Origin of the sequence: Aquimarina sp. TRL1, assembly GCF_013365535.1 — a bacterium.
Taxonomy (GTDB): domain Bacteria; phylum Bacteroidota; class Bacteroidia; order Flavobacteriales; family Flavobacteriaceae; genus Aquimarina; species Aquimarina hainanensis.
Genome location: NZ_CP053590.1, coordinates 2,344,422 through 2,366,749 on the forward strand (window position 1 = coordinate 2,344,422; position 22,328 = coordinate 2,366,749).

A 22,328-nucleotide genomic window follows, 5' to 3' on the forward strand; every position below is an offset into this window, starting at 1 on the left:
TTTTAAAAAAAATTATTTGTTTGATTGCACTTTATAGTGGCGTACTATATGGGCAGGAAACTGAAAAAGTAAGAGATTCTACTAGTACGACCTATTCGCTGGGAACAATTGCCTTGCCGGATCCTACTAGTATTATTTCTAAATACGAATACGACCCTGTAACCAACCGATATATTTATAGTCAGAAATTGGGAGAATTTAATGTGAATTACCCTCTTTTTCTGACGCCAAAAGAGTTTGAAGAATTAGTCGCTAAGGAACAACGAAAAGCATATTTTAGAGAAAAAATAGATGCATTTAGCGGGAAAAAGGATGGAAGTGAAGAAAAACGTAAAAATTTACTGCCGGTCTTTTATGTCAAATCAGGTCTTTTTGAATCTATTTTTGGAGGGAATGAAATAGAGGTAATTCCACAAGGTTCTGTAGAAATGGACCTGGGGATGTTATATACAAAACAAGATAATCCGGCTTTTTCTCCACGTAACAGGAGTAATTTTACTTTTGATTTTGATCAGCGAATCAGCCTTAGTCTGATCGGTAAAGTTGGGAAACGGTTACAAATTACTGCCAATTACGATACGGAATCAACGTTTGATTTCCAGAACCAAATCAAACTGGAATATACACCTACAGAAGATGACATCATACGTAGTATTGAAGTAGGTAATGTGAGTATGCCTCTGAATAGTTCTCTTATTCAGGGAGCCCAGAGTTTATTCGGTGTTAAAATGGGACTGCAGTTCGGAAGAACTTCTGTGACCGGTGTTTTTTCAGAGCAACGATCAGAGACAAGATCTGTACAAGTTGAAGGAGGAGGAACTATCGAAGATTTTGAGTTCTTTGCATTAGATTATGATGAAAACAGACACTATTTTTTGAGTCACTATTTTAGAGATAATTATGATCAGGCATTAGAGAATTATCCTTTTATCAATACAAATGTTCAGGTCACTAGAATAGAAGTTTGGGTAACTAACAGAGCGACAAGTGCACAGACGATTACTGGAGCCAGAAATATTGTTGCATTAGAAGACTTGGGAGAATCTCCGGTTGCTGGAAATTTTAATATCCCGGCATCATTGTTTAATACTGGAGCAGGAGCTTTTCCTGATAATGGAAATAATGATTTAGATCCTAGAGCAATTAGTGCGGCAGGACCTGTTACAGAAGCAGTTCGTCAGATATCAACAGTAAAACAGGGATTTATAGGTCCGATCGCTTCCTTTGCAGAAGGGACAGACTATTCTGTTCTGGAGAATGCACGTCAATTAACTCAAAATGAATTTACATTACACCAACAATTAGGGTATATATCCCTAAATCAGCGATTAAATAATGACGAAGTGCTGGCGGTAGCTTTTCAGTTTACTGTAGGGGGTGAGGTTTATCAGGTTGGAGAGTTTGCTAATGATGGAGTAGAAGCGACGATTGGAGAAAACTCAGGAACTGATGTAGAAGCAGGTTCTAGTCAGAATTTGGTAGTGAAAATGCTAAAAAGCTCCATTACTAATGTGGGGCGACCTAACTGGGATTTGATGATGAAAAACATCTATAATACCGGAGCTTACCGATTAGAACAAAATGACTTTAGACTAAATATTTTGTATACCAACCCTTCACCGGTGAACTATATTTCTGAGGTAGAAGGATCTCCATTACCAGCGGATGTAGAACAAACAACCTTGTTGAAGGTGTTTAATATGGATCGACTGAATGTGAATAATGACCCGGTTGTAGGAGGAGACGGTTTCTTTGATTATGTTCCGGGAATTACAGTTGATTCGGAAAATGGGCGAATTCAGTTTACGACTGTGGAGCCATTTGGTAGATATCTCTTTGATAAATTGAGTGGTGGTACAGTAGGAGATTATAACAATCCAACAAGTTATAATCCTAATCAGGCGAAATATGTATTCCGGCAATTGTATACAGAAACCAAAGTGCGAGCAGAACAAGAAGCTGCTGATAAGAATTATTTTCAGTTAAAAGGGCGGTATAAATCTTCAGGGCAAGATGGGATCCCTTTAGGGGCATTTAACGTTCCTCAAGGTTCTGTGACTGTTACAGCAGGAGGAAGAGTATTACAAGAAGGGGTAGATTACACAGTAAATTATCAGTTGGGAAGAGTAACGATTCTGGATGAAGGATTAAAGGCTTCTAATACCCCTATAGAAGTTTCTACAGAAAATAATGCTGTGTTCGGGCAGCAAACCAAAAGATATACAGGATTAAATATAGAACATAAATTCAGTGATGATTTTATTATCGGGGGAACTTATCTTAATCTAAGAGAACGACCGGTAACCCAAAAATCAAGCTATAATTATGAGCCGATTAATAATACAATACTAGGATTTAACCTTAGCTATGCTACAGAAGTTCCGTTTTTGACAAGAATGGTTAATAAGTTGCCTAATATTGATACGGATGTTCCTTCTAATGTGTCAGTGAGAACTGAAGTAGCTAAGTTATTTGCAGGTGCTCCTAAAGGAGCAGATTTTGATGGAAAAGTTACTACTTATATTGATGATTTTGAAGGAGCGCAAACAGCTATTGATGTAAGTTCTCCGTTGTCATGGGAACTATCGAGTACTCCCGTAGGATTTGGAGATACTCAGGGAATTGAAGCAGGATATCGAAGAGCAAAATTATCATGGTATTCTATTGATCCTATTTTTTATAGTAGTGGAAGACCAAGTGGAATTTCTGTAGACGATTTATCGCAAAACGCGACCAGAAGAGTGTATAATGATGAGATTTTTCCGGAAACAGATATTGTATCAGGACAATCATTGGCTCTGTTTACATTAGACCTTAATTATGATCCGTTGACAAGAGGAGCGTATAATTTTAATCCAGAAGTATCTGCATCAGGGAGTGGATTTACCAGCCCACAAGATAATTTCGGTGGGATTATGAGACCATTAACCTCCACGAATTTTGAACAATCTAATGTAGAGTTTATTGAGTTTTGGTTGATGGATCCATTTGCATATGATGATGTAGATAATCCGGGAGGAACGATAGTGTTTAACTTAGGGAATATCAGTGAAGATGTCCTTAAGGATGGGAAAAAGCAATACGAAAATGGATTGCCTAAGATTGCAGATCCTAATTTTACGCCATCGACAGGGACTATCGGACAGGTTCCTGTAAAACAATCACTGATTTACGCATTTGATTCAGAAGGACAGGAACGAGTGGTTCAGGATGCTGGATTTGATGGATTAAACGATGCGCAGGAAGCTATTGCATTTCCAGGATTTGGAACAGAGGATCCGTCTGCGGATAATTATGAGTATTATCTTCAGGGAACCGGAGGGATTTTAGAACGATATAAGAAATATAATGGTACTCAGGGGAATTCCCCAACAGATGTATCAAATGATGATAGAGGGAATACCACATATCCAACGGTAGAGGATATCAACAGAGATAATACGATGAATACCATTGATAGTTATTACGTCTATGAAGTTCCTGTTTTCAAAGGGATGGATGTAGGGAACGATAGTGGTACCGGGTATATATCAGATGTACAGGAAATAGAAACAGAAGCGTTGAACGGAGGAGTGTTAAGAACCCGATGGGTACGATTTAAGATTCCTATTTATGAGCCAACTGATGCTCATAATATAAGTGATTTTCGTTCAATTCGATTTATGAGAATGTTTCTGACCAATTTTACTCAGCCAACGTTATTGCGTTTCGGAACATTAGATTTGGTTAGAGGAGATTATAGACGTTATGTCTTAGAAGGAAACTTTACCAATAACCCTACAGAAGGGATTAATATGTTTGGGCAGTCAGAAGTAGTTGTAACTTCCGTGAGTGAGGAGTTGACCCCTACATATGTAAGCCCTCCGGGAGTGGTTAGAGAAGAGTTGATCAACAATAACTCCACTATTAGAGAAGATGAGCAAGCATTGGCTTTAACAGTTAATAACTTGCGTCCGGAAGATGCGAGAGCAGTATATAAAAACTTTAATGTAGATATGCGTCAGTATGAGAATCTGGAGTTGTTTTTACATGCAGAAAGTCTTCCGAATCAAACATTGAATGATGGAGAGTTTGCTGCATTCGTAAGAATGGGGAATGATTTTACTGATAACTTTTATCAGGTAGAAATACCATTAGAAGTTACAGCGACAGGGGATAGAAGTCAGACAGGGGTTTGGCCGGATGCCAACCGCTTGGAACTTCCATTATCGATTCTTCAAGAAATAAAAGCTCGTGTTTTTGGTTCAGGAGGTCAGTTTGATGTGACACAACTGAATGAGTTTACAGAAGGAGGTTATAGAGTTGGGATTAAAGGAAACCCTAGTCTTGGTAATATCAGAGTATTGATGTTAGGGATAAAGAATAAAAGTAATTCTGCACAATCAGGAACCGTTTGGTTTAATGAAATGCGATTAAGTGACCTGAAAAATGGAGGAGGGATGGCAGTGGTCGGGAATGTCGATGCAAATTTGGCAGATTTTGCTACAGTGAGTGCTTCTGGTAGAATTAGTACTATTGGATTCGGAGGAATAGAGCAAGGGCCTAATGAACGAAGTAGGGAAGACCTAAAGCAATACGATATGACTACTAATGTGAATTTGGGTCAGTTACTGCCTAAAAAATGGGGAATTCAAATACCATTTAACTATAGTAGAGGAGAAGAATTGATAACGCCTCAATACGATCCTTTCTTCGAAGATATTGAATTGCAGACCACATTGGATAATGCGGTAAACGAAACAGAAAGAAAAGCTATAGAACAACGATCTACTGATTATACAAAACGAGAGAGTTTTAATGTGATCGGATTGCGAAAAGAAAGAACCGGAGATTCTAGACCACAGCCTTATGATGTAGAAAACTTCTCTTTTTCTACTTCGTATAATGTTAAAAAACATAGAGATTATGAGATTAAGAGTTCACTGGATCAAAACGTGAGAGTTGGAGCTACTTATGACTTTAGTTTTCAACCAGTAGAAGTGGAACCATTTAAGAAAATGAAGCTGTTAAAGAAAAGTAAGTATTTTGATCTGGTAAAAGATTTTAATGTAAACTTGCTTCCTACTAGTGTTTCTGTAAATACGGATATTAACAGACAATACAATGAGCAGATATTTAGAGATGTTACACTAACTGAGGGGAGTATTGATGTAGAGCCTTTATATCAGCGAAATTTCTTGTTTAACTGGGGATATGGAATAAATTATAATTTGACAAAATCGTTGAATTTTAACTATACGTCGGCTAGTAATAGAATTGTTAGAAACTATATTGATGAAAACAATGTGGTGGATAATACCATAGGAGTGTGGGATGAATTTTTTGATATAGGGGATGCGAACACCTTAAATCAAAAGTTACAGGTCAACTATGAACTTCCTTTCTCTAAGATTCCTGTACTTAAGTTTATTAGAACGACGTATTCCTATACTTCGGATTTTCAATGGACAAAAGGAAGTGAAGTGTTTAGTACATTAGAAAATATTCCAGACTTGGGGAATACCGTTCAAAACTCAGGAGTACATAGTATTAATGGATCCTTGGATATGAATACGTTGTATAAATATGTGGGATTGACCAAGAGAAGAACCAGTAAGAAGCGGAAGTCTAAAAAGAAATCAAAAGCAGTTGCCGGAACACCTCCCGGGACTAAAAACTCGAGAACGAAAAAGAAACCAGGAGGGAGAAAACTAAAAGCCGGAGATAAAGCTTATAATACTTTGGTAGGGTTGCTTACGATGGTCAAGAAAGTAAATGTGAGTTATCAGGAGGATGGAGGAACTATGTTGCCAGGGTATCTGAGGGATCCGGGATTTGTCGGGACACTTAAACCAACCGCTGGTTTTACATTCGGATTCCAGGAAGATGTTAGACAGTTAGCGGCAAGAAAAGGATGGTTAACGATATTTGACAACTTTAATCAGCAATATACAGAGAAACAGGGTAAACAACTTAATGTACAGGCATCTTTGGGGCTTATCAAAGGGTTGAAAATTGATATTTCTGCCAATAGAAATTATCTGGAAACCTATACAGAAAACTATAGAGTAGATGAAGATGATTTAGATTATAATTCGTTAACACCAAATACTTTTGGGAATTATTCTACTTCTGCTTTATTGATTAAAACTGCTTTTAAGAAAAGTGATGCCTTGTCTTCTGAGACTTTTGATAAGTTTAGAGAGAATCGATTGGTCGTAGCAAGAAGACTGGCTAGGGATAGAGGTTTGGATCCTTCTAATGTAGACGATGATGGATTTCCTGTAGGGTACGGTAAAAATAATCAAGCGGTATTGTTGCCTGCCTTTTTAGCAGCTTATACCGGTACGAGTGCAGAATCAATTCAGAAAGGAGCATTTAGAGATGTGCCTATGCCGAACTGGGATTTGAAATATACAGGTTTAATGAAGTTAAAATGGTTTAGAAAGCGTTTCAAAAGATTTTCTGTAGCCCATGGATATAGAGCTAATTACACCATTAATCAATTCCAGACGAATTTGGATTTTAATGAAGAATTGGATCAGGCAGGAAACTTTAAAAACCCAATATTATATGCGAATGTGAATTTGACAGAGCAATTTAGTCCATTGGTGAAGTTTGATTTTGAAACCAAAAGCTATGTGAAACTTTTATTGGAATGGAAAAAAGATAGAGCATTGTCGCTTAACTTTGATAATAATCTATTGACAGATATCCAGGGGAATGAATATATCATAGGGTTAGGATATCGTCTAAAAGATATTTCGTTTGTAACCAGAATTAGTGGTAAGAAACAAGTGATAAAAAGTGATTTGAATTTTAGAGCGGATCTGTCTTTACGTCAAAATGAAACAGTGATCAGGTATTTGGATTTACAAGATACGCAGGTAACTGAAGGACAAGATATATACGGGATCAAGTTTACAGCAGATTATGCACTAAGTAAGAATTTGACAGCTTTGTTCTTCTACGATCATACGTTTTCTACATATTCAGTGTCAACCGCTTTCCCACAAACAACAATTCGTGGAGGTTTCACTTTGCGATATAACTTCGGGAATTAATGATCAAAATGTAGTCGCAAAATGAGGATAATAATGCTTTTGTAACAAATTATCGTTTTTTTTTAGTTGCATTTTTAATTAATTAGTAAAATAAATTTATTTTCGTCATCAAAATAATAACAAATTAAAATATTTTTTCGGATGAATGTTCCTGTAGAATTAAAATACACTAAAGACCACGAGTGGGTTAAAGTAGAAGGCGATATCGCTACTGTTGGGATAACTGATTTTGCACAAGGAGAATTAGGGGATATAGTATATGTAGAAGTAGAGACTGTCGATGAAACACTTGATAAAGATGAAGTGTTTGGAACGGTAGAAGCTGTGAAAACCGTTTCGGATTTATTTATCCCGATAACAGGGGAGATAGTGGAGTTTAATGAAGCGTTAGAAGATGAACCGGAAACTGTAAATAACGATCCTTATGGAGAAGGTTGGATGGTAAAAATAAAAGTAAGCAATGCTTCAGAATTAGACGGGTTATTATCTGCAGATGATTATAAAGCACTTATTGGCGCATAAATATATAATTGCGCTGGTGTTTTTATATACTAGCGCAATTACTTGGCTTTCTCTGGCTAAGTTTATCCTTCCTGAGCCAATAAGAGTTGAAGGAAGTGATAAACTAGGGCATTTTTTAGCCTATTTTTTATTCGGTTGCATTTGGTTTTCTCTTTTCTTTTTTTCAGAAAAGTTGTCTAAAACTTTTACATATAGTGTAACCATCGCTTCAGTGATTGGAATAGCGTATGGAGCTCTTATGGAAATTCTTCAGGGAGTATTAACTGATTATCGCTCTCCAGACTGGTATGATATTGCAGCAAACACCACTGGCATTATTCTTGCTGCCTTATTCTTGAATTTAATCAAAAAAAAACTAACTAAATTGAGAACTGAATAGCTGTTTAAAGATCTTTAATTCAGTTGTTTGGTTGTTGTTGTGTAATCAGGAAAACGTTAAAAAAATTAATTTTTGTTTTACATTTTCATGTTTAATTGGAAATTACAAAAGAAATTAGCTATTTTAGCAGTCCTTATAATAATAATGTAATATGGAACCAAAGAAAAACCCTAAAGCAGACTTAAGTAAGAAAAGTGTCTTCTTCTTACAATTAGGTCTTATTTTAGTTCTTTTACTTACTTGGAGAGGTATAGAATGGAAATCTTATAAAGATGATAATATCGATATTGGTCAGGTTAACCTTGATGAATTAGAGGAAGAGGATGTTCCAATTACTCAAAACCTTAATACGCCTCCACCTCCACCACCTCCACCACCAGCTCCGGAGATTATCGACGTAGTTGAAGATGAAGAAGAAGTAGAAGAGACAATTATCGAATCTACAGAGACTAATCAGGAAGAAGAGATTGTCGAAGTAGAAGAGGTAGAAGATGTTGAAGAAGAAGAAGAGATTGCTGATGTACCTTTTGCTGTAATTGAAAATGTACCAGTTTTTCCAGGATGTGAAAAAGCAGGTGGAAATGCAGCAAAGAAACAATGTATGAGTGATAAGGTTAAGAAATTTATTAACCGTAAGTTTAATACAGAATTAGGAAGTGAACTTGGACTTAGTGGAATCAATAGAATTTTTGTTCGATTTAAAATTGACAAAAAAGGAAATATTGTAGGAGTTCAGGCAAGGGGACCACACCCAAAACTAGAAAAAGAGGCACAACGTGTCGTGAAGCTACTTCCTAAAATGACTCCAGGAAAACAAAGAGGAAAAGCAGTTGGGGTATTGTACTCTCTGCCAATTGTATTCCAGGTGCAAGACTAAGAAGATTAATATTTAATATATAGAAAAGCCTTCCTTATTTGGGAAGGCTTTTTTGTTACGGTAATTTTTTAAATATATAGGGTTCTGAATCAGGATAGATGCAGAACCCTTTTGGTATGCTTGTTGATTTAATTTTAGTTGTAACGTTAAAATTAAATATTATGAGTAACAAGCACGATGCTAATGTACGAAAAAGTACATTTCTGAATTTTCAAATTGGGCTTATAGCAAGTCTTTTATTTGTGTATGTAATGTTTGAGGTTTATACAGCTAAACCTGTGATAAAAGAGCGAGTTGACTATGGGGATCTTTACGAAGAAACGGTGTTTACTATGGGAGATATCATTGTAGAGAAAGTTCCTGTAAAGAAAGTAGAAGTCAGGTCAAAACCGCAGAAAGTGGTAGATGTGTCTAAGGCTAAAGTAATAGATGATGATACCGCTAAAGAAATTGAGGAGTATGTAAATAAAGCTCCTGTAGAAGAAGAAGTGAAACCTGGGGATATTGTCGAAATACCAGAAGAGCCCGTAATTGAGAAAGTTCCGTTTTCAGCTGTTGAATTTGCCCCAGTGTATCCCGGGTGTGAAATACTCGTTACCAATGAAGAAAGAGCTGCTTGTTTTTCTGAAAAAATCAGTAAACTGGTGTCTAGAAAGTTTAATGGAGATTTGGGAGAGAAGTATGGATTGTCTGGAATTCAGAAAATTTATGTGCAATTTGAGGTAGGAGCCGATGGAGAAATTCGCAATATAAAAGCGAGAGCGCCTCATAAAGCCTTGGCTGAAGAAGCAAAAAGAGTGGCTGGGCTATTGCCTAAGATGAAACCAGGAATGCAGCGAGATATTCCTGTTAAGGTGGTGTACAATCTTCCGATTACCTTTAGAGTTCAGGATTGAGACACTGTTGAAAAAAAGAAGAAAGAGCCTCGTTTGTGAGGCTCTTTTGTTATAATTGCTTTTGAGTTAAACTACTATAAATGGTTTCTCTGAATTTTTCTGAAGAGATGAAGCCGTTTCCATATCCCAAGATGTCATACTTCTCAGTTAGTATGGAATTACTAATGATGTCTTTTTTCGGAACTCCATTTTTTATTTCGTTTTCAATGGAAGAGGTGATTGTTTCTAACATATTTAGGTAGGATTTGAGATCATTTTGAGATGCAATTTTTCCATGCCCGGGGATGATATGAGTGTCTTCATTACTAATGAAGATGCCTTTTTGAACAGCTTCAATGTATCCTTTAATATTTCCCCCTGCCGTAAGATCTATATAGGGGTATCTGCCGTTAAAAAATGTATCTCCCATATGTAGTACGTTTCCTTGATTAAAATACACTAAGGCGTCTCCGTCAGTATGAGCATTGTGTACATGAAATACTTGAATGTCTTCATTGTCAAAATACAATTGTAAACCTTCATCAAATGTGATTACAGGAAGAGATGAAGTGGTGGGGCTGTTTGTTTTCTTTTGATTGTTTTTCATTCTTTTTCGAACATTTGCATGTGCAAAAATAGTGGCGCCCTGTTTGGTCATATTTGCATTTCCTCCGGTATGGTCTCTGTGGTAGTGTGTATTGATAACCATTGTTACTGTTTGATCACTTATGGTACTGAGCCGGGATAGGATTTTATCTGATAGTCTGGCGAATTGATCGTCTATAATAAAAAGACCTTTTTCATTTTTGAAAACACCTATGTTTCCCCCTTGTCCGGTAAGTAGATATATGTTATCAGTTATCGGAGTGATATCAATAGTGATTTCTTTTTTTTGAGCCGTGAGTATAGAAGAAAAAATAAAAAGAGGTAAAAGGAATATTGTTTTCATGAATGTTGTTTTGAAATTGGTCGAAATCAGTGGTGAATCATTACTGATCACTGTCTTTAGAGGTGAAATTAGAAATGTTATTGTGTCAAAAATTGAAGGTTTCTTGTTTGGTTTTAAGTGCTTTGGTGTTAAAAGTTGGATTATAAGTAGTTATAAGTTGTCTAAAAAGCATTTTAGGTATATCTTTGCACAACTTTTTAAAAAGATAGTCAGAAAACGTGCAAGATTTGAGTATTGATTCCGTAAATATTTCTAAAACATCCATTATTCAGGATTTTAAAGAAATTACTAAAATGCGATTAGCATTAAGTGTTGTTTTTTCTTCTGTCGCTGGGTATCTTTTGGGAGTAGAAACAATCTCTTGGTCTACATTAGTGCTGTTAGCTATAGGAGGATATTTAATGGTAGGAGCATCGAATGCTTTTAATCAGATAATTGAACGCGATTTAGATCAGTTGATGGATCGAACCAAGAATCGTCCGATCCCTTCTGGTAGAATGTCTATCAATACAGCATTTATTATTGCGAGTATCTTTACGATTTTAGGGCTTACAGTTTTGTATATAATAAATCCTAAGACAGCGATGTTTGGAGCGATCTCCATATTTGTTTATGTGAGTTTGTATACACCGCTAAAAACCAAAACACCTTTGGCTGTATTTGTAGGGGCAATACCTGGTGCAATTCCCTTTATGTTAGGGTGGGTGGCAGCTACAAATGATTTTGGGATTGAGCCGGGGACGCTGTTTATGATTCAGTTTTTTTGGCAGTTTCCACATTTTTGGGCTATAGGTTGGTTTTTATTTGACGATTATAAAAAGGGAGGTTTTTTTATGCTTCCTACCGGAAAGAGAAATAAGGCAACGGCTACTCAGGTAGTGATGTATACTGTGTGGACCATAGCTACATCTTTGATTCCGGTATTTGGAGTAACAGGAAGTCTGTATATAACACCTGTTTCAGGAATTCTGGTGTTTTTATCAGGGTTATTCTTGTTGAAATACGCAATACGATTATATAAAAATAAAGATACAAAAAGTGCTAGGCAGCTGATGCTGGTTAGTGTTTCTTATATAACATTACTACAGATAATCTACGTAGCAGATAAATATATTCGAATATGGATTTAACACAAGGTACGGTAGCTGAAAAAACAGCTAGAGCCAAAAAGACGATGATGTGGTTTGCAATGGCAAGTATGGTGATGACTTTTGCAGGGTTAACCAGTGCTTATGTGGTGAGTAAAAACAGAAAAGACTGGTTGTCAGACTTGGAGTTTCCTGTTGCTTTTGTGGTTAGTGTGCTGGTTATTGTAGCAAGTAGTATCACATTGTTTTTAGTAAAAAAAGCAATTTTGAATAATAATAGGAAGTTGGCAACAAGCTTGTTGATCGTAACACTAGCTCTTTCCATACTTTTTATTTTTTTACAATTCAGAGGGTTTGATCAGATTATTTCGCAAGGGTATTTCTTTACCGGAAGTGAATCAACTGTAATGACTTCTTTCATTTATGCAATTGTAGTAACGCATTTAGCACACGTAATAGGCGGTGTTATAGTGCTTTTAGTGCTAATTTATAATCATTTTAAACAAAGATATAAAACAGGGCAAACCCTTGGTTTAGAACTGGGTGCTATGTATTGGCATTTCGTAGATTTTTTATGGGTCTACCTCTTTTTGTTTTTATATTTCGTGAGATGATAAAATTGATTATTTTTGTAGAAATTTTAACAATACCAAATACTTTTTATGGAGACAACTGTTATTAAAACAGGTACAGAAGGTAAAGTCTGGGGAGGTAATAATAAGCCACTCAACGCGAGTTATGGTAAGATGATGATGTGGTTTTTTATCCTGTCAGATGCCCTTACTTTTTCAGGTTTTCTTGCAGCTTATGGTTTCTCAAGATATAAATTTATAGACTCTTGGCCTATAGCAGATGAAGTGTTCAATCACTTTCCGTTTTTACATGGGGTAGATGCTCCGATGTATTATGTAGCATTAATGACTTTTATTCTGATTTTTTCATCGGTAACGATGGTATTGGCAGTGGATGCCGGACATCAGCTTAAGAAAAATAAGGTTATTATCTACATGTTTTTGACCATCATAGGAGGATTTATCTTCGTAGGGTCGCAAGCCTGGGAATGGAAAAACTTTATAAAAGGTGAATATGGTGCTGTAGAGACAGCAGGAGGAAACATCCTTCAGTTTGTAGCGCCTGTTACATTAGAAGACGGTACAAAAAAGTTTCATAGAGTTGCCTTAAAAGATATTGCTGTAGTAAATACGCATAACGAAAGAGCACAACATCAGAGAAAAAACGGAATTTGGTACGATAAAGAAGGAGCACTTCCTTCGTTTACTGTTGCAGAGATAGCTGAAGGTTTTAAAGGGAATAAAGATCTTTATATCCGAACGCAGGAATTAGTACCGGATATTCAGGCGCTTAAGGCTTCTGGAAACCCTAAGGATATAGCGTTGGCGAATCGATTGGAAAAACAATTGGCGAACCCTACAGAAAGAGGGCATAAAGCAATTTATAAAAGAGAATTCTCTTTAGAAAGAATGAATACTGCTACAGGAGTAGTAGAAGGAGCAAATCTTCGTCATAATGAATATGGTGTTCCATTGTTTGCTGATTTCTTTTTCTTTATTACAGGATTCCACGGATTCCACGTATTTTCTGGAGTTATCATTAACATTATTATCTTCATAAACGTGATTCTTGGGACTTATGAAAGAAGAAAGAGTTATGAAATGGTTGAAAAAGTTGGATTGTATTGGCACTTCGTCGATTTAGTATGGGTGTTTGTATTTACATTCTTTTACTTGGTTTAATAAAAAAAAATAAGAAACAATGGCACACGGTACAGGACATCACGAATCAAATACAAAAAGAATCTGGAATGTATTTTATATACTTTCTGCGATTACCATAGTAGAAGTATTCTTTGGTATATGGAAACCGGCATTCATGCTTGATACATATCTGATCAGTATGAAATTATTAAACTGGTTCTTTATTATCCTTACAATATGGAAAGCATATCTGATTACATGGGCATTTATGCACATGGAAGGAGAAACAAAAGGATTGAGAAGATCAGTAGTTTGGACAGCTGTTTTCCTGATATGTTACCTCGTATTTATTCTTCTTACAGAGGGAGATTATGTATACGAAGTTTTTAAAGGAGGGTACAAAAGCTGGGACTTCTAAAACTTAGCTGATAAGAGTATTAAAAATATATAAAGAGACGGTTTTTTAAACCGTCTTTTTTATTTTTGCATCATATTTACAGGTGATATAAAAAGAGCGAAACCCGCTGTTTATTTACCGGAAATCAATTCGTATAAAATAATGAAAAAATTTGTTGTTCTCGGGGTTCTGTTTGTCTTACCATTAGTCGCATATCTGTTTTTTGCTTCTGGAGTACATAACTTTGCAAAATTACCGATACTGAATGAAAATGTAAGTGATGTGGAAGCGTTCGAAGGACTCACGAATAAGCAAGTAAGTCTAAACGATAAAATTACAATTCTGGGCTTTTTAGGAAAGAATTTACACAATAAGCAAGGGAATGCTTTTAATTTAAATCAAAAGATATATAAAAAAAATCACGGGTTTAAAGATTTTCAATTTGTGATGCTTTTACCTTTTGGAAGTGAAGAAGAGGCTAAGAAGTTATTAGAAGAGTTAGGGAATATAGCAGATGTTTCCGGTTGGAATTTTATGTTTGGTACCGAAGAGAATATCAAAAAGGTGTTTAATAGCCTAAACACGAATCATGCGTTGGATGAAAACCTGGCAACAAACTACGTGTATATTGTAGATAAAAATCGATCTCTTAGAGGAAGAGATGAAGATCCGGAAAAAGGAGAATCAATGGTGTACGGATATCTTGCTAATTCAGTAGCTGATCTGGCGAATGTAATGGTGGATGATGTGAAAGTGATTTTAGCAGAATATCGTTTGGCATTAAAAAAATACAAAGCAGACAGGAAAGAAAAATAAATTGGAATGAAAAAATACTCTTACGTTGGGATATCATTTATAGTATTGATTTTTGGAATTATTTTTATTCCAAAAATTGTTAATAGGATTAAAGGGAATGCTGTTACTAAAAATAATAGAATGAGTGCGGATAATCCGGTGTCAAATGAAAAGCTAGCCTATTTAAAGATTAACGGAGAGGCTAAAAAAGTTCCGGAGTTTGCATTTCTGAATCAGGATAGTTTGATGATTACGAATCACGATTTTAAAGGCAAAGTGTATGTTGTTGATTTTTTCTTTACAAGTTGTCCTACTATTTGCCCGAAAATGAGTAGAAACCTAGTCTATCTCCAGAATAAATTAAAAGAAGAAGAAGGATTTGGAATTGCCTCATTTACTATAGACCCAACTAGAGATACTCCAAAAAAACTTAAACAATATGCGACAGCTTATGGAGTGACTAATCCTGATTGGCATTTCATGACGGGGGATATGGAACAATTGTTTGAGTTAGCGAATAAAGGGTTTAATATTTATGCAGAAGAAAATGAAAATGTCCCAGGAGGATTTGAACACAGCGGTTTTTTTGCTTTAGTCGATCAGGATGGATATTTGCGTTCAAGGTATGACAAAGCCGGAAATCCAATTATTTATTATAGAGGAACCATTGATGTAGAGGAGAAGATGGATGAAAAAGGAGAAGAAGAACAAATTTCTATATTGTTAGCGGATATTAAAAAATTATTGAAAAAGAAGTAAGATGGAAAAAAGTGATGTGTTGGAGAAAAAATATAACAAGTGGATTGTTATTCTTTCAGTAGGTATTCCGCTGGCGGTAGCAGCTTTGTTTGGGGTGAACCTCAGAAAAATGGGGTTTGATGTCGAACCTATGATGTTTCTGCCCCCTATTTATGCAGGAATAAATGGGGTGACAGCTGTGATTTTATGTACCGCATTATGGGCAGTGAAGAATAATAAAATTAAACTACATGAACAGTTGATGAAATTGGCAATAGGGTGTTCAGTGCTTTTTTTACTCATGTATATAGCATATCATATGACAAGTGATTCTACTGTATATGGAGGAGAAGGAGTAATACGCTATGTGTATTATTTTATTTTGATTACACATATTTTATTATCAATCGCAGTTATCCCTTTTGTTTTGATTACCTACGTTAAAGCATTGGCTAATCGTTTTGATAAACATAAAAAAATAGCCAAAATTACATTTCCCATTTGGTTATATGTAGCAATTACGGGGGTGGTTGTGTATTTGATGATTTCTCCTTATTATAATTAATTGGTTATGTTAAGAAAAAAGAGTCTTTGGAGCCTTGTGATACTACTTTTTTTCTTTAGCCTTCCTGTCGATGCACAATGTGCTATGTGTAGAGCGGTGCTGGAAAGTGAGGAAGGACAGAGTACAGCAAAAGGACTGAATAACGGTATACTGTATCTGATGGTGATTCCTTATATTCTTATAGGAGGAATCGGATATGTACTTTATAAAAATAAGAAAAGGAAAAAAGAAGAAAGTTAATTCATGTTTTTCTTTCCTAACATGAACTTGCATTTTTTTGATCTTAAATCCCTGATGAAATGAGAGTAATTGTATAAAAAATAATTAATATTAATTATTTTTTAACATATGACTTGTAACGAATGCGCTCTCTTTTAGTCTTATACTCAATACAAGACTTTAAATAGATCTTGTACATTTATTTCAATGCGATTGGGTATTGAGGTGTAATGGTAGTATAACTCTAATATATCGTTATGATAGAAATTAAAGATTTGCACAAATCTTATAAGATGGGGAGCAATTCTCTTCATGTTTTAAAAGGAATAAATTTTAATGTTCAAGAGGGAGAGTTAGTTGCTATTATGGGATCTTCCGGTTCTGGGAAATCTACATTACTTAATATCATTGGGATGCTGGATGAAGCAGATAGCGGGAGCTATTTTCTTGATAATGTTCCTATAAAAAATCTTAATGAGAAGATTGCGGCAAAATACAGGAATCAATTTTTAGGGTTTATTTTTCAATCATTTAATCTGATTACATATAAAAGTGCATTAGACAATGTGGCGTTGCCATTATACTATCAGGGGGCAAAGAGGAAAGAACGGACAGAAAAAGCGATGCATTATCTCGATAAGGTGGGCTTGGCTGATTGGGCAGGGCACCTCCCCAATGAATTGTCGGGAGGACAAAAACAACGAGTTGCTGTTGCTAGAGCATTAGCATCAGAACCAAAAGTATTATTGGCAGACGAACCTACCGGAGCATTGGATACTAAAACGTCTTATGAGGTAATGGAGTTAATTCAGGGAATTAATGATGAAGGAAAAACAATCTTGATTGTTACTCACGAACCCGATATAGCAGATATGACCAAACGGGTAGTAAATCTGAAAGATGGATTGATCATAGATGATACATTTGTAGAACAAGTAAGAGCTTCTGCCCATGTTTAGTTTAGAGCGTTGGCAGGAAATATTTGATACCATTCGCAAAAATAAATTGCGAACCTTCCTAACAGGGCTTTCAGTAGCATCTGGAATCTTTATTCTGGTAATTTTACTAGGCGTAGGGCAAGGGATGCAAAACGGAATTTCCAGAGAGTTTGAAGATGATGCCTCTAATAGTATTTGGGTATGGACAAATGCTACTTCTGTGGAGTATAAAGGACTTAATCCGGGACGTTTTTTTAGTATGACTAATGAAGATTACTCGGTTATATATGAAAAAAATAAAGAATTAATAGATCAACAATCTCCCAGGGTACGAATTTGGGGAGCACTTGCTTCATATAAAAAAGAATCCGGTAGTTATAGAATAGAAGGAGTTGCGCCAGGTTTTCAAATTATTGAAAACCAAAAAATGGTCTCAGGTCGATTTCTGAATCAAAATGATATTGATCAAAAAGAAAAAGTTACCGTAATAGGACATAAAATTCAAAAAGATTTGTTCAAAAACGGAGAAGACCCTCTCGGAAAGTTTGTAAAGCTCAATAGTATTCTTTTTAAAGTAGTTGGAGTCTATTCTGATAAAGGTGGAGAACGAGAGGAGAATCGCTTTTTCTTGCCATCTACCACTACCCAACAAGTTTTTAATAGGGGACAGTTTATAAATAATCTATCATATACATTAAAGCCTGAAAAGGATTTTAAGACAGCAGTGGAGAAGTCAAAAGCTTTTGTAGCATCTATGACTTCTTACCTGAAGAAAAAACATATCATAGCACCTGAAGATGAACGAGCAATAGGAATCAATAATTCACTCGAAAGGGCAAAGCGATTTTATGATCTGATATTTATGATTAAAGCTTTTTTCTGGTGGGTTGGAGTATGTACGATTATTGCAGGGGTAGTAGGAGTTAGTAATATTATGCTTATCATCGTAAAAGAACGAACTAAAGAAATCGGAATACGAAAAGCTTTAGGAGCATTACCACTTTCGATTATAGGGATGATTTTGCAAGAGGCAATTTTTGTAACCACTTTTGCTGGTTTTTCAGGACTCATAGGAGGATTGCTATTGCTGGAGTTTGTAGGGCCTATGGTAGAAACAGACTTTATATCAAACCCGTCAGTGAATTTTAATATTGCAATATCAACTGTTTTTATCCTTATTCTGGCAGGAGCAATTGCTGGATTTTTCCCGGCTTGGAGAGCCGCCCGTATTAGACCTATTGTAGCACTTAGAGACGAATAATATGTTTAACAGAGATCGATGGAATGAAATATTAGAAGCATTAACAGCAAATTGGTTTAGAACCATTCTTACTGCTTTCGGAGTGTTCTGGGGAATTTTTATTCTGGTTATTCTGCTTGCTGCAGGAAAAGGATTAGAAAATGGAGTTAAGCAAGGCTTCGGAGATATAGCAACCAATACTATGTTTATGTGGACACAAGTAGTGTCTAAGCCTTATAAAGGATTGCCTAAAGGAAGGCGGTATAATTTTAAAATAGGTGATGTCGTATCTATAAAAGATCAGGTTCCTGGATTATTGTATGTTTCTCCAAGAAATCAATTAGGAGGTTTCGGAGGAACAAATAATGTGGTAAGAGGACTTAATACTGGTGCTTTTAATGTATATGGAGACTATCCTGAGATTATAAAACAAGATCCAATTACAATTACCTCAGGGAGATTTATTAACTATGGCGATATTGAAAATAATCGAAAAGTAGCTGTTATTGGTCACGGAGTAGAAAAAGAACTGTTTAAGCCAGGGGAAGTTTCAGTTGGAGACTATATAAAGATCCAGGGAGTGAATTTTATGGTTATTGGCACTTATAAGAAGAAATCAGGAGATGGAGATGGAGAAGAAGGACAAAAAGAAATCTATGTGCCCTTTACTTCCTTTTCTCAGGCATTTAATTATGGAGATAGAGTGGGCTGGATGGCTATCACAGCAACGGATCAGAATTCAATTACGAATTTGAAAAAAGATATTATTGATGTGGTCAAAGTGAATCATACGATTCATCCGGATGACGATAGAGCAGTTGGGAATTTTGACCTTTACGAAGAATTTAGCAAGATCAATGGTCTCTTTGTGGCTTTACGGGGAGTGGCATATTTTGTAGGGATATTAGTATTGCTTTCCGGGATTATTGGGATCAGTAACATTATGCTGATTGTAGTAAAAGAACGAACCAAAGAAATCGGAATACGGAGAGCCATTGGAGCGTCTCCATGGGCGATTCGTGGACAGATACTGCTGGAATCGATGTTTCTTACCATTATATCTGGAATGCTGGGCATTGCTGTATCGACTGGAGTAATTCTAATTATTAATAAAGTGTTGGATGGAATGCCAGCCAATGACGATACCATGTTTGCAAATCCAAGTGTTGATCTCACAGTGGTATTTGTAGCATTGCTAATATTGATTACAAGTGGCTTGCTGGCAGGATTAATTCCTGCTCAGGTAGCTATAAAAACAAAACCTATTGACGCATTAAGAACAGAATAAAATAACATAATCATCAAGTGATAAAATTCATAGGACAATGAAGAAAACCATAACAGTTATTATTTTACTTATTATAGCCATTGTATTTTCAGGATCGTTGTATTGGTTGTATCAAAAGAACCAGGAAGATCCTGTTGTGTATGAAACAGAGCAGGCAACGACAGAAACAATTATAAAAAAGACGGTAGCTACAGGGAATATTGTTCCTAAAGAAGAAGTGTTGATTAAACCAAATATTTCTGGAGTGATCCAAGAAGTGTATATTGAGGCAGGGGATCAAATTAAGTCAGGAGATCTTATTGCTAAAATTCGAGTAATTCCTAATGTATCTACATTGCAAAGTGCTAGAAATGGAGTAGAAACCTCCAAGATCGATTTGACAAATCAGGAAAAAATATACAATCGCCAGAAAGAACTTTTTGATAAAGGTGTGATTTCAGCAAATGAATTTGATGGAATTGATGTCGCTTTTAAACAGGCAAAACAAGCGTATCAGTCTTCTTTACAGAATTACCAGATTGTAAAAACTGGAAGTGCCAGAGGCTTGGGAACGGCTGCGAATACATTAATACGTTCCACAGTAGATGGAATGGTATTAGAAGTACCTGTCAAAGAAGGAAATCAGGTTATTGAAGCAAATAACTTTAATGAAGGAACTACTATTGCAACTATCGCGGATATTGGTAAAATGATATTCGAAGGGAAAGTTGATGAAAGTGAAGTAGGAAGAATAAAAGAAAATTTACCATTAGAGATCACTGTAGGAGCAATTGAAAACAAAAAATTCCAAGCAGTACTAGATTACATAGCACCAAAAGGAAAAGAAGAAAATGGAGCGATCCAATTCGAAATAAAAGGAACGCTAGATAAAAAGGATACTACATTTATTAGAGCAGGATTAAGTGCTAATGCGTCTATCATCTTGGCAAAAGTAGATAGCGTTATGGCTCTAAAAGAAGCATTAATTCAATATGATGTAAAAACACAAAAACCGTATGTAGAAGTAGAAACCGGAGAGCAAAAGTTTGAACATAGAGATGTCGTTTTGGGAATCAGTGATGGAATTAATGTAGAGGTTAAAGAAGGAATTTCAAAAAATGATAAAATAAAAGTTTGGAATCAAATCAAGAAATCAGAGTTTGATAACTAATTTTTACTCAAAATAATGTAACAACATCAGTCAATTACATACAAATAGGCATTATGAAGATTAAAATTTCAATTTTATTATACGTCCTCCTGGGAGTTTGGACTACCGAGGCTCAGCAAAAAAAATGGACATTACAAGAATGTGTAGAATATGCTTTGGAAAATAATATTACCATTAAGCAATCTGCTCTTAGTGTAGAAACTGCAGATATCGATAAGAATGATGCTTTTGCAAATTTTCTGCCTACTGTAAATGCAAGTGCCTCTAATTTTTGGAATACAGGACTTACTACGGATTTTTTGACAGGAACCTTAAAGACACAGACGTCAAGAAACTCAAATTACAGTGTTTCTGTAGGAGTAAATATTTTTAATGGATTAAAAAATATTCGGCAGTTCCAAAGAGCAAAAATGAATCAGTTGCTGAGTCAGTATAACCTGGGGAAATCAAAAGATGATATTGTGTTGTCTGTTGCGAATAGTTACTTGCAGATATTGTTAAATAGAGAATCTCTAAAAGTAATAGAAAAACAACATGAGATCACCCTAGAGAATCTAAAAAGAACAAAAGATCAGGTAGAGGCAGGGGTATTACCACAAGGAGATTTACTGGAAATAGAAGCTACTTCTGCCGATGAAATTACAAGAATAGTACAGGCAGAAAATGCTGTAAAAATAGCAAGAGTAGCTTTAGCACAGATATTGTTGATCAAGGATTATGAAAGTTTTGATATAGCAGAAAAAGATTATTTAGTCCCTACTTCAGAAATTTTAGAAAAACCTGTAGAACAGGTAATAGGAAAAGCAAGAGAAGCTCGGTACGAGGTTCAGATTGCCGAACAAAACCAGTTGCTGGCAGAAAAAGATTTGCAGTTGGCAAGAAGTGATTATTATCCGACCTTGAATGGTTCTTTTTCATATGGTACAAGGGAATCAGGAGCTAAGGTTCCGGTACAGGTATTAGATCCAGATAATCCATTGAGAACAATGCCGGTAGGAGTTGTTCCAAGTACAGGAGAAGTAGTAACGACGCAAAAACCAAACCTGTTGACACAAGAACAAAATCCATTACCGTTTTTCGATCAATTATCTAATAATGACGGAATTTCGTATGGATTAAGTCTTAACGTTCCTATATTTAATGGGTTTTCTGTGAGAAATAATGTGAAAAGGAGAAAGGTAGCTGTAAAAGAGGCCGCTTTTAGATTAGAACAGGCTAAACTGGATTTGGATAGTAATGTATATCAGGCGTATTTGGATGCCAGAGGAACAGCAGAGGCTTATGAAGCATCAGAAGTTGCTGTAAAAGCACAAGAAAGAGCCTATGAATATGCAAAAGACAGGTATGATGTAGGACTTACCAATGCATTTGACTTTAGCCAGTCAAAATTTAGATTGGAAGATGCCCAGAGTAAAGCCGTAAGAGCTAAGTTTGATTATATTTTTAAATTAAAGGTATTAGAGCTGTATTTTGGTGTGAAGGTAGCTGATATAAAACTTTGATCAATAATTCTTTAATAGCGATATAAGAGACGTAATTTACAAAACAAA

At 35.7% G+C, this 22,328-nt stretch carries 19 protein-coding genes; 18 read left to right on the forward strand and 1 reads right to left on the reverse strand.

Annotated elements, in window-relative coordinates; genetic code table 11:
* Positions 1-20 precede the first annotated feature (20 nt).
* The 5 genes from sprA to HN014_RS09565 all read left to right on the forward strand — a co-directional run bounded on the left by sprA (position 21) and on the right by HN014_RS09565 (position 9,717).
* Positions 21-7,043, forward strand: a complete 7,023-nt coding sequence (gene sprA, locus HN014_RS09545) for a cell surface protein SprA (RefSeq protein ID WP_254884122.1) — start codon at positions 21-23, stop codon at positions 7,041-7,043.
* A gap of 141 nt (positions 7,044-7,184) precedes the next feature.
* The gene (gcvH, locus tag HN014_RS09550) at positions 7,185-7,565 is read left to right on the forward strand and encodes a glycine cleavage system protein GcvH (RefSeq protein WP_176028655.1); all 381 of its coding nucleotides are present in this window, start codon (positions 7,185-7,187) and stop codon (positions 7,563-7,565) included.
* A complete protein-coding gene (locus HN014_RS09555) occupies positions 7,537-7,944 on the forward strand; it encodes a VanZ family protein (protein ID WP_176028656.1) in 408 nt (135 codons plus the stop codon). Before gcvH ends, HN014_RS09555 begins: the two co-directional genes overlap by 29 nt.
* Before the next feature lie 151 nt (positions 7,945-8,095).
* Positions 8,096-8,821 carry an energy transducer TonB gene (locus HN014_RS09560; protein ID WP_176028657.1) on the forward strand — a complete coding sequence of 242 codons (726 nt, stop codon included), beginning with the start codon at positions 8,096-8,098 and terminating at the stop codon, positions 8,819-8,821.
* Between the two features lie 161 nt (positions 8,822-8,982).
* Positions 8,983-9,717 (forward strand): energy transducer TonB, encoded by a 735-nt coding sequence (locus tag HN014_RS09565; RefSeq protein WP_176028658.1) that lies wholly within the window; start codon positions 8,983-8,985, stop codon positions 9,715-9,717.
* 49 nt (positions 9,718-9,766) lie between these two features.
* Here HN014_RS09565 and HN014_RS09570 read toward each other — a convergent pair whose 3' ends face one another.
* The gene (locus tag HN014_RS09570) at positions 9,767-10,645 is read right to left on the reverse strand and encodes an MBL fold metallo-hydrolase (protein WP_176028659.1); all 879 of its coding nucleotides are present in this window, start codon (positions 10,643-10,645) and stop codon (positions 9,767-9,769) included.
* A 227-nt stretch (positions 10,646-10,872) separates the two neighbouring features.
* On the opposite strand from HN014_RS09570, the gene cyoE reads away from it, so the two are divergent.
* The 13 genes from cyoE (at position 10,873) to HN014_RS09635 (ending at position 22,280) form a co-directional block, all read left to right on the forward strand.
* Entirely contained in the window at positions 10,873-11,775 is a 903-nt protein-coding gene (gene cyoE, locus HN014_RS09575; RefSeq protein ID WP_176028660.1) for a heme o synthase, read from the forward strand.
* Positions 11,766-12,347, forward strand: coding sequence for a cytochrome c oxidase subunit 3 (locus tag HN014_RS09580; RefSeq protein WP_176028661.1), 582 nt, complete (start codon positions 11,766-11,768; stop codon positions 12,345-12,347). Before cyoE ends, HN014_RS09580 begins: the two co-directional genes overlap by 10 nt.
* Positions 12,348-12,395: 48 nt before the next feature.
* Complete coding sequence (locus HN014_RS09585; protein ID WP_176028662.1) at positions 12,396-13,487, forward strand: cytochrome c oxidase subunit 3; 1,092 nt, start codon at positions 12,396-12,398, stop codon at positions 13,485-13,487.
* Positions 13,488-13,506: 19 nt separating this feature from the next.
* Positions 13,507-13,866 (forward strand): cytochrome C oxidase subunit IV family protein, encoded by a 360-nt coding sequence (locus tag HN014_RS09590; RefSeq protein ID WP_176028663.1) that lies wholly within the window; start codon positions 13,507-13,509, stop codon positions 13,864-13,866.
* A gap of 141 nt (positions 13,867-14,007) precedes the next feature.
* Entirely contained in the window at positions 14,008-14,661 is a 654-nt protein-coding gene (locus HN014_RS09595; protein WP_176028664.1) for a hypothetical protein, read from the forward strand.
* 6 nt (positions 14,662-14,667) lie between these two features.
* The gene (locus HN014_RS09600) at positions 14,668-15,399 is read left to right on the forward strand and encodes an SCO family protein (RefSeq protein WP_176028665.1); all 732 of its coding nucleotides are present in this window, start codon (positions 14,668-14,670) and stop codon (positions 15,397-15,399) included.
* A gap of 1 nt (position 15,400) precedes the next feature.
* Positions 15,401-15,943: a DUF420 domain-containing protein gene (locus HN014_RS09605; protein ID WP_176028666.1), complete on the forward strand. Its 543-nt coding sequence runs from the start codon at positions 15,401-15,403 to the stop codon at positions 15,941-15,943.
* A 6-nt stretch (positions 15,944-15,949) separates the two neighbouring features.
* Positions 15,950-16,183, forward strand: coding sequence for a hypothetical protein (locus tag HN014_RS09610; protein ID WP_176028667.1), 234 nt, complete (start codon positions 15,950-15,952; stop codon positions 16,181-16,183).
* Between the two features lie 236 nt (positions 16,184-16,419).
* Complete coding sequence (locus tag HN014_RS09615; protein ID WP_176028668.1) at positions 16,420-17,121, forward strand: ABC transporter ATP-binding protein; 702 nt, start codon at positions 16,420-16,422, stop codon at positions 17,119-17,121.
* Positions 17,114-18,361, forward strand: coding sequence for an ABC transporter permease (locus HN014_RS09620; RefSeq protein WP_176028669.1), 1,248 nt, complete (start codon positions 17,114-17,116; stop codon positions 18,359-18,361). Before HN014_RS09615 ends, HN014_RS09620 begins: the two co-directional genes overlap by 8 nt.
* Before the next feature lies 1 nt (position 18,362).
* Positions 18,363-19,628: an ABC transporter permease gene (locus tag HN014_RS09625; protein WP_176028670.1), complete on the forward strand. Its 1,266-nt coding sequence runs from the start codon at positions 18,363-18,365 to the stop codon at positions 19,626-19,628.
* Positions 19,629-19,665: 37 nt separating this feature from the next.
* On the forward strand, positions 19,666-20,778 hold the full coding sequence (locus HN014_RS09630) for an efflux RND transporter periplasmic adaptor subunit (protein ID WP_176028671.1): 1,113 nt from the start codon (positions 19,666-19,668) through the stop codon (positions 20,776-20,778).
* 53 nt (positions 20,779-20,831) lie between these two features.
* The gene (locus tag HN014_RS09635) at positions 20,832-22,280 is read left to right on the forward strand and encodes a TolC family protein (RefSeq protein WP_176028672.1); all 1,449 of its coding nucleotides are present in this window, start codon (positions 20,832-20,834) and stop codon (positions 22,278-22,280) included.
* The last annotated feature ends 48 nt before the right edge of the window (positions 22,281-22,328 follow it).

Coding starts and splice junctions, on each gene's coding strand:
- HN014_RS09585 (WP_176028662.1), top strand. CDS start 12,396: ATGGAGACAACTGTTATTAAAACAGGTACAGAAGGTAAAGTCTGGGGA.
- HN014_RS09595 (WP_176028664.1), top strand. CDS start 14,008: ATGAAAAAATTTGTTGTTCTCGGGGTTCTGTTTGTCTTACCATTAGTC.
- HN014_RS09610 (WP_176028667.1), top strand. CDS start 15,950: ATGTTAAGAAAAAAGAGTCTTTGGAGCCTTGTGATACTACTTTTTTTC.
- HN014_RS09635 (WP_176028672.1), top strand. CDS start 20,832: ATGAAGATTAAAATTTCAATTTTATTATACGTCCTCCTGGGAGTTTGG.
- HN014_RS09590 (WP_176028663.1), top strand. CDS start 13,507: ATGGCACACGGTACAGGACATCACGAATCAAATACAAAAAGAATCTGG.
- HN014_RS09625 (WP_176028670.1), top strand. CDS start 18,363: ATGTTTAACAGAGATCGATGGAATGAAATATTAGAAGCATTAACAGCA.
- HN014_RS09560 (WP_176028657.1), top strand. CDS start 8,096: ATGGAACCAAAGAAAAACCCTAAAGCAGACTTAAGTAAGAAAAGTGTC.
- HN014_RS09580 (WP_176028661.1), top strand. CDS start 11,766: ATGGATTTAACACAAGGTACGGTAGCTGAAAAAACAGCTAGAGCCAAA.
- HN014_RS09630 (WP_176028671.1), top strand. CDS start 19,666: ATGAAGAAAACCATAACAGTTATTATTTTACTTATTATAGCCATTGTA.
- HN014_RS09555 (WP_176028656.1), top strand. CDS start 7,537: ATGATTATAAAGCACTTATTGGCGCATAAATATATAATTGCGCTGGTG.
- HN014_RS09570 (WP_176028659.1), bottom strand. CDS start 10,645: ATGAAAACAATATTCCTTTTACCTCTTTTTATTTTTTCTTCTATACTC.
- HN014_RS09615 (WP_176028668.1), top strand. CDS start 16,420: ATGATAGAAATTAAAGATTTGCACAAATCTTATAAGATGGGGAGCAAT.
- gcvH (WP_176028655.1), top strand. CDS start 7,185: ATGAATGTTCCTGTAGAATTAAAATACACTAAAGACCACGAGTGGGTT.
- HN014_RS09605 (WP_176028666.1), top strand. CDS start 15,401: ATGGAAAAAAGTGATGTGTTGGAGAAAAAATATAACAAGTGGATTGTT.
- HN014_RS09600 (WP_176028665.1), top strand. CDS start 14,668: ATGAAAAAATACTCTTACGTTGGGATATCATTTATAGTATTGATTTTT.
- HN014_RS09565 (WP_176028658.1), top strand. CDS start 8,983: ATGAGTAACAAGCACGATGCTAATGTACGAAAAAGTACATTTCTGAAT.
- HN014_RS09620 (WP_176028669.1), top strand. CDS start 17,114: ATGTTTAGTTTAGAGCGTTGGCAGGAAATATTTGATACCATTCGCAAA.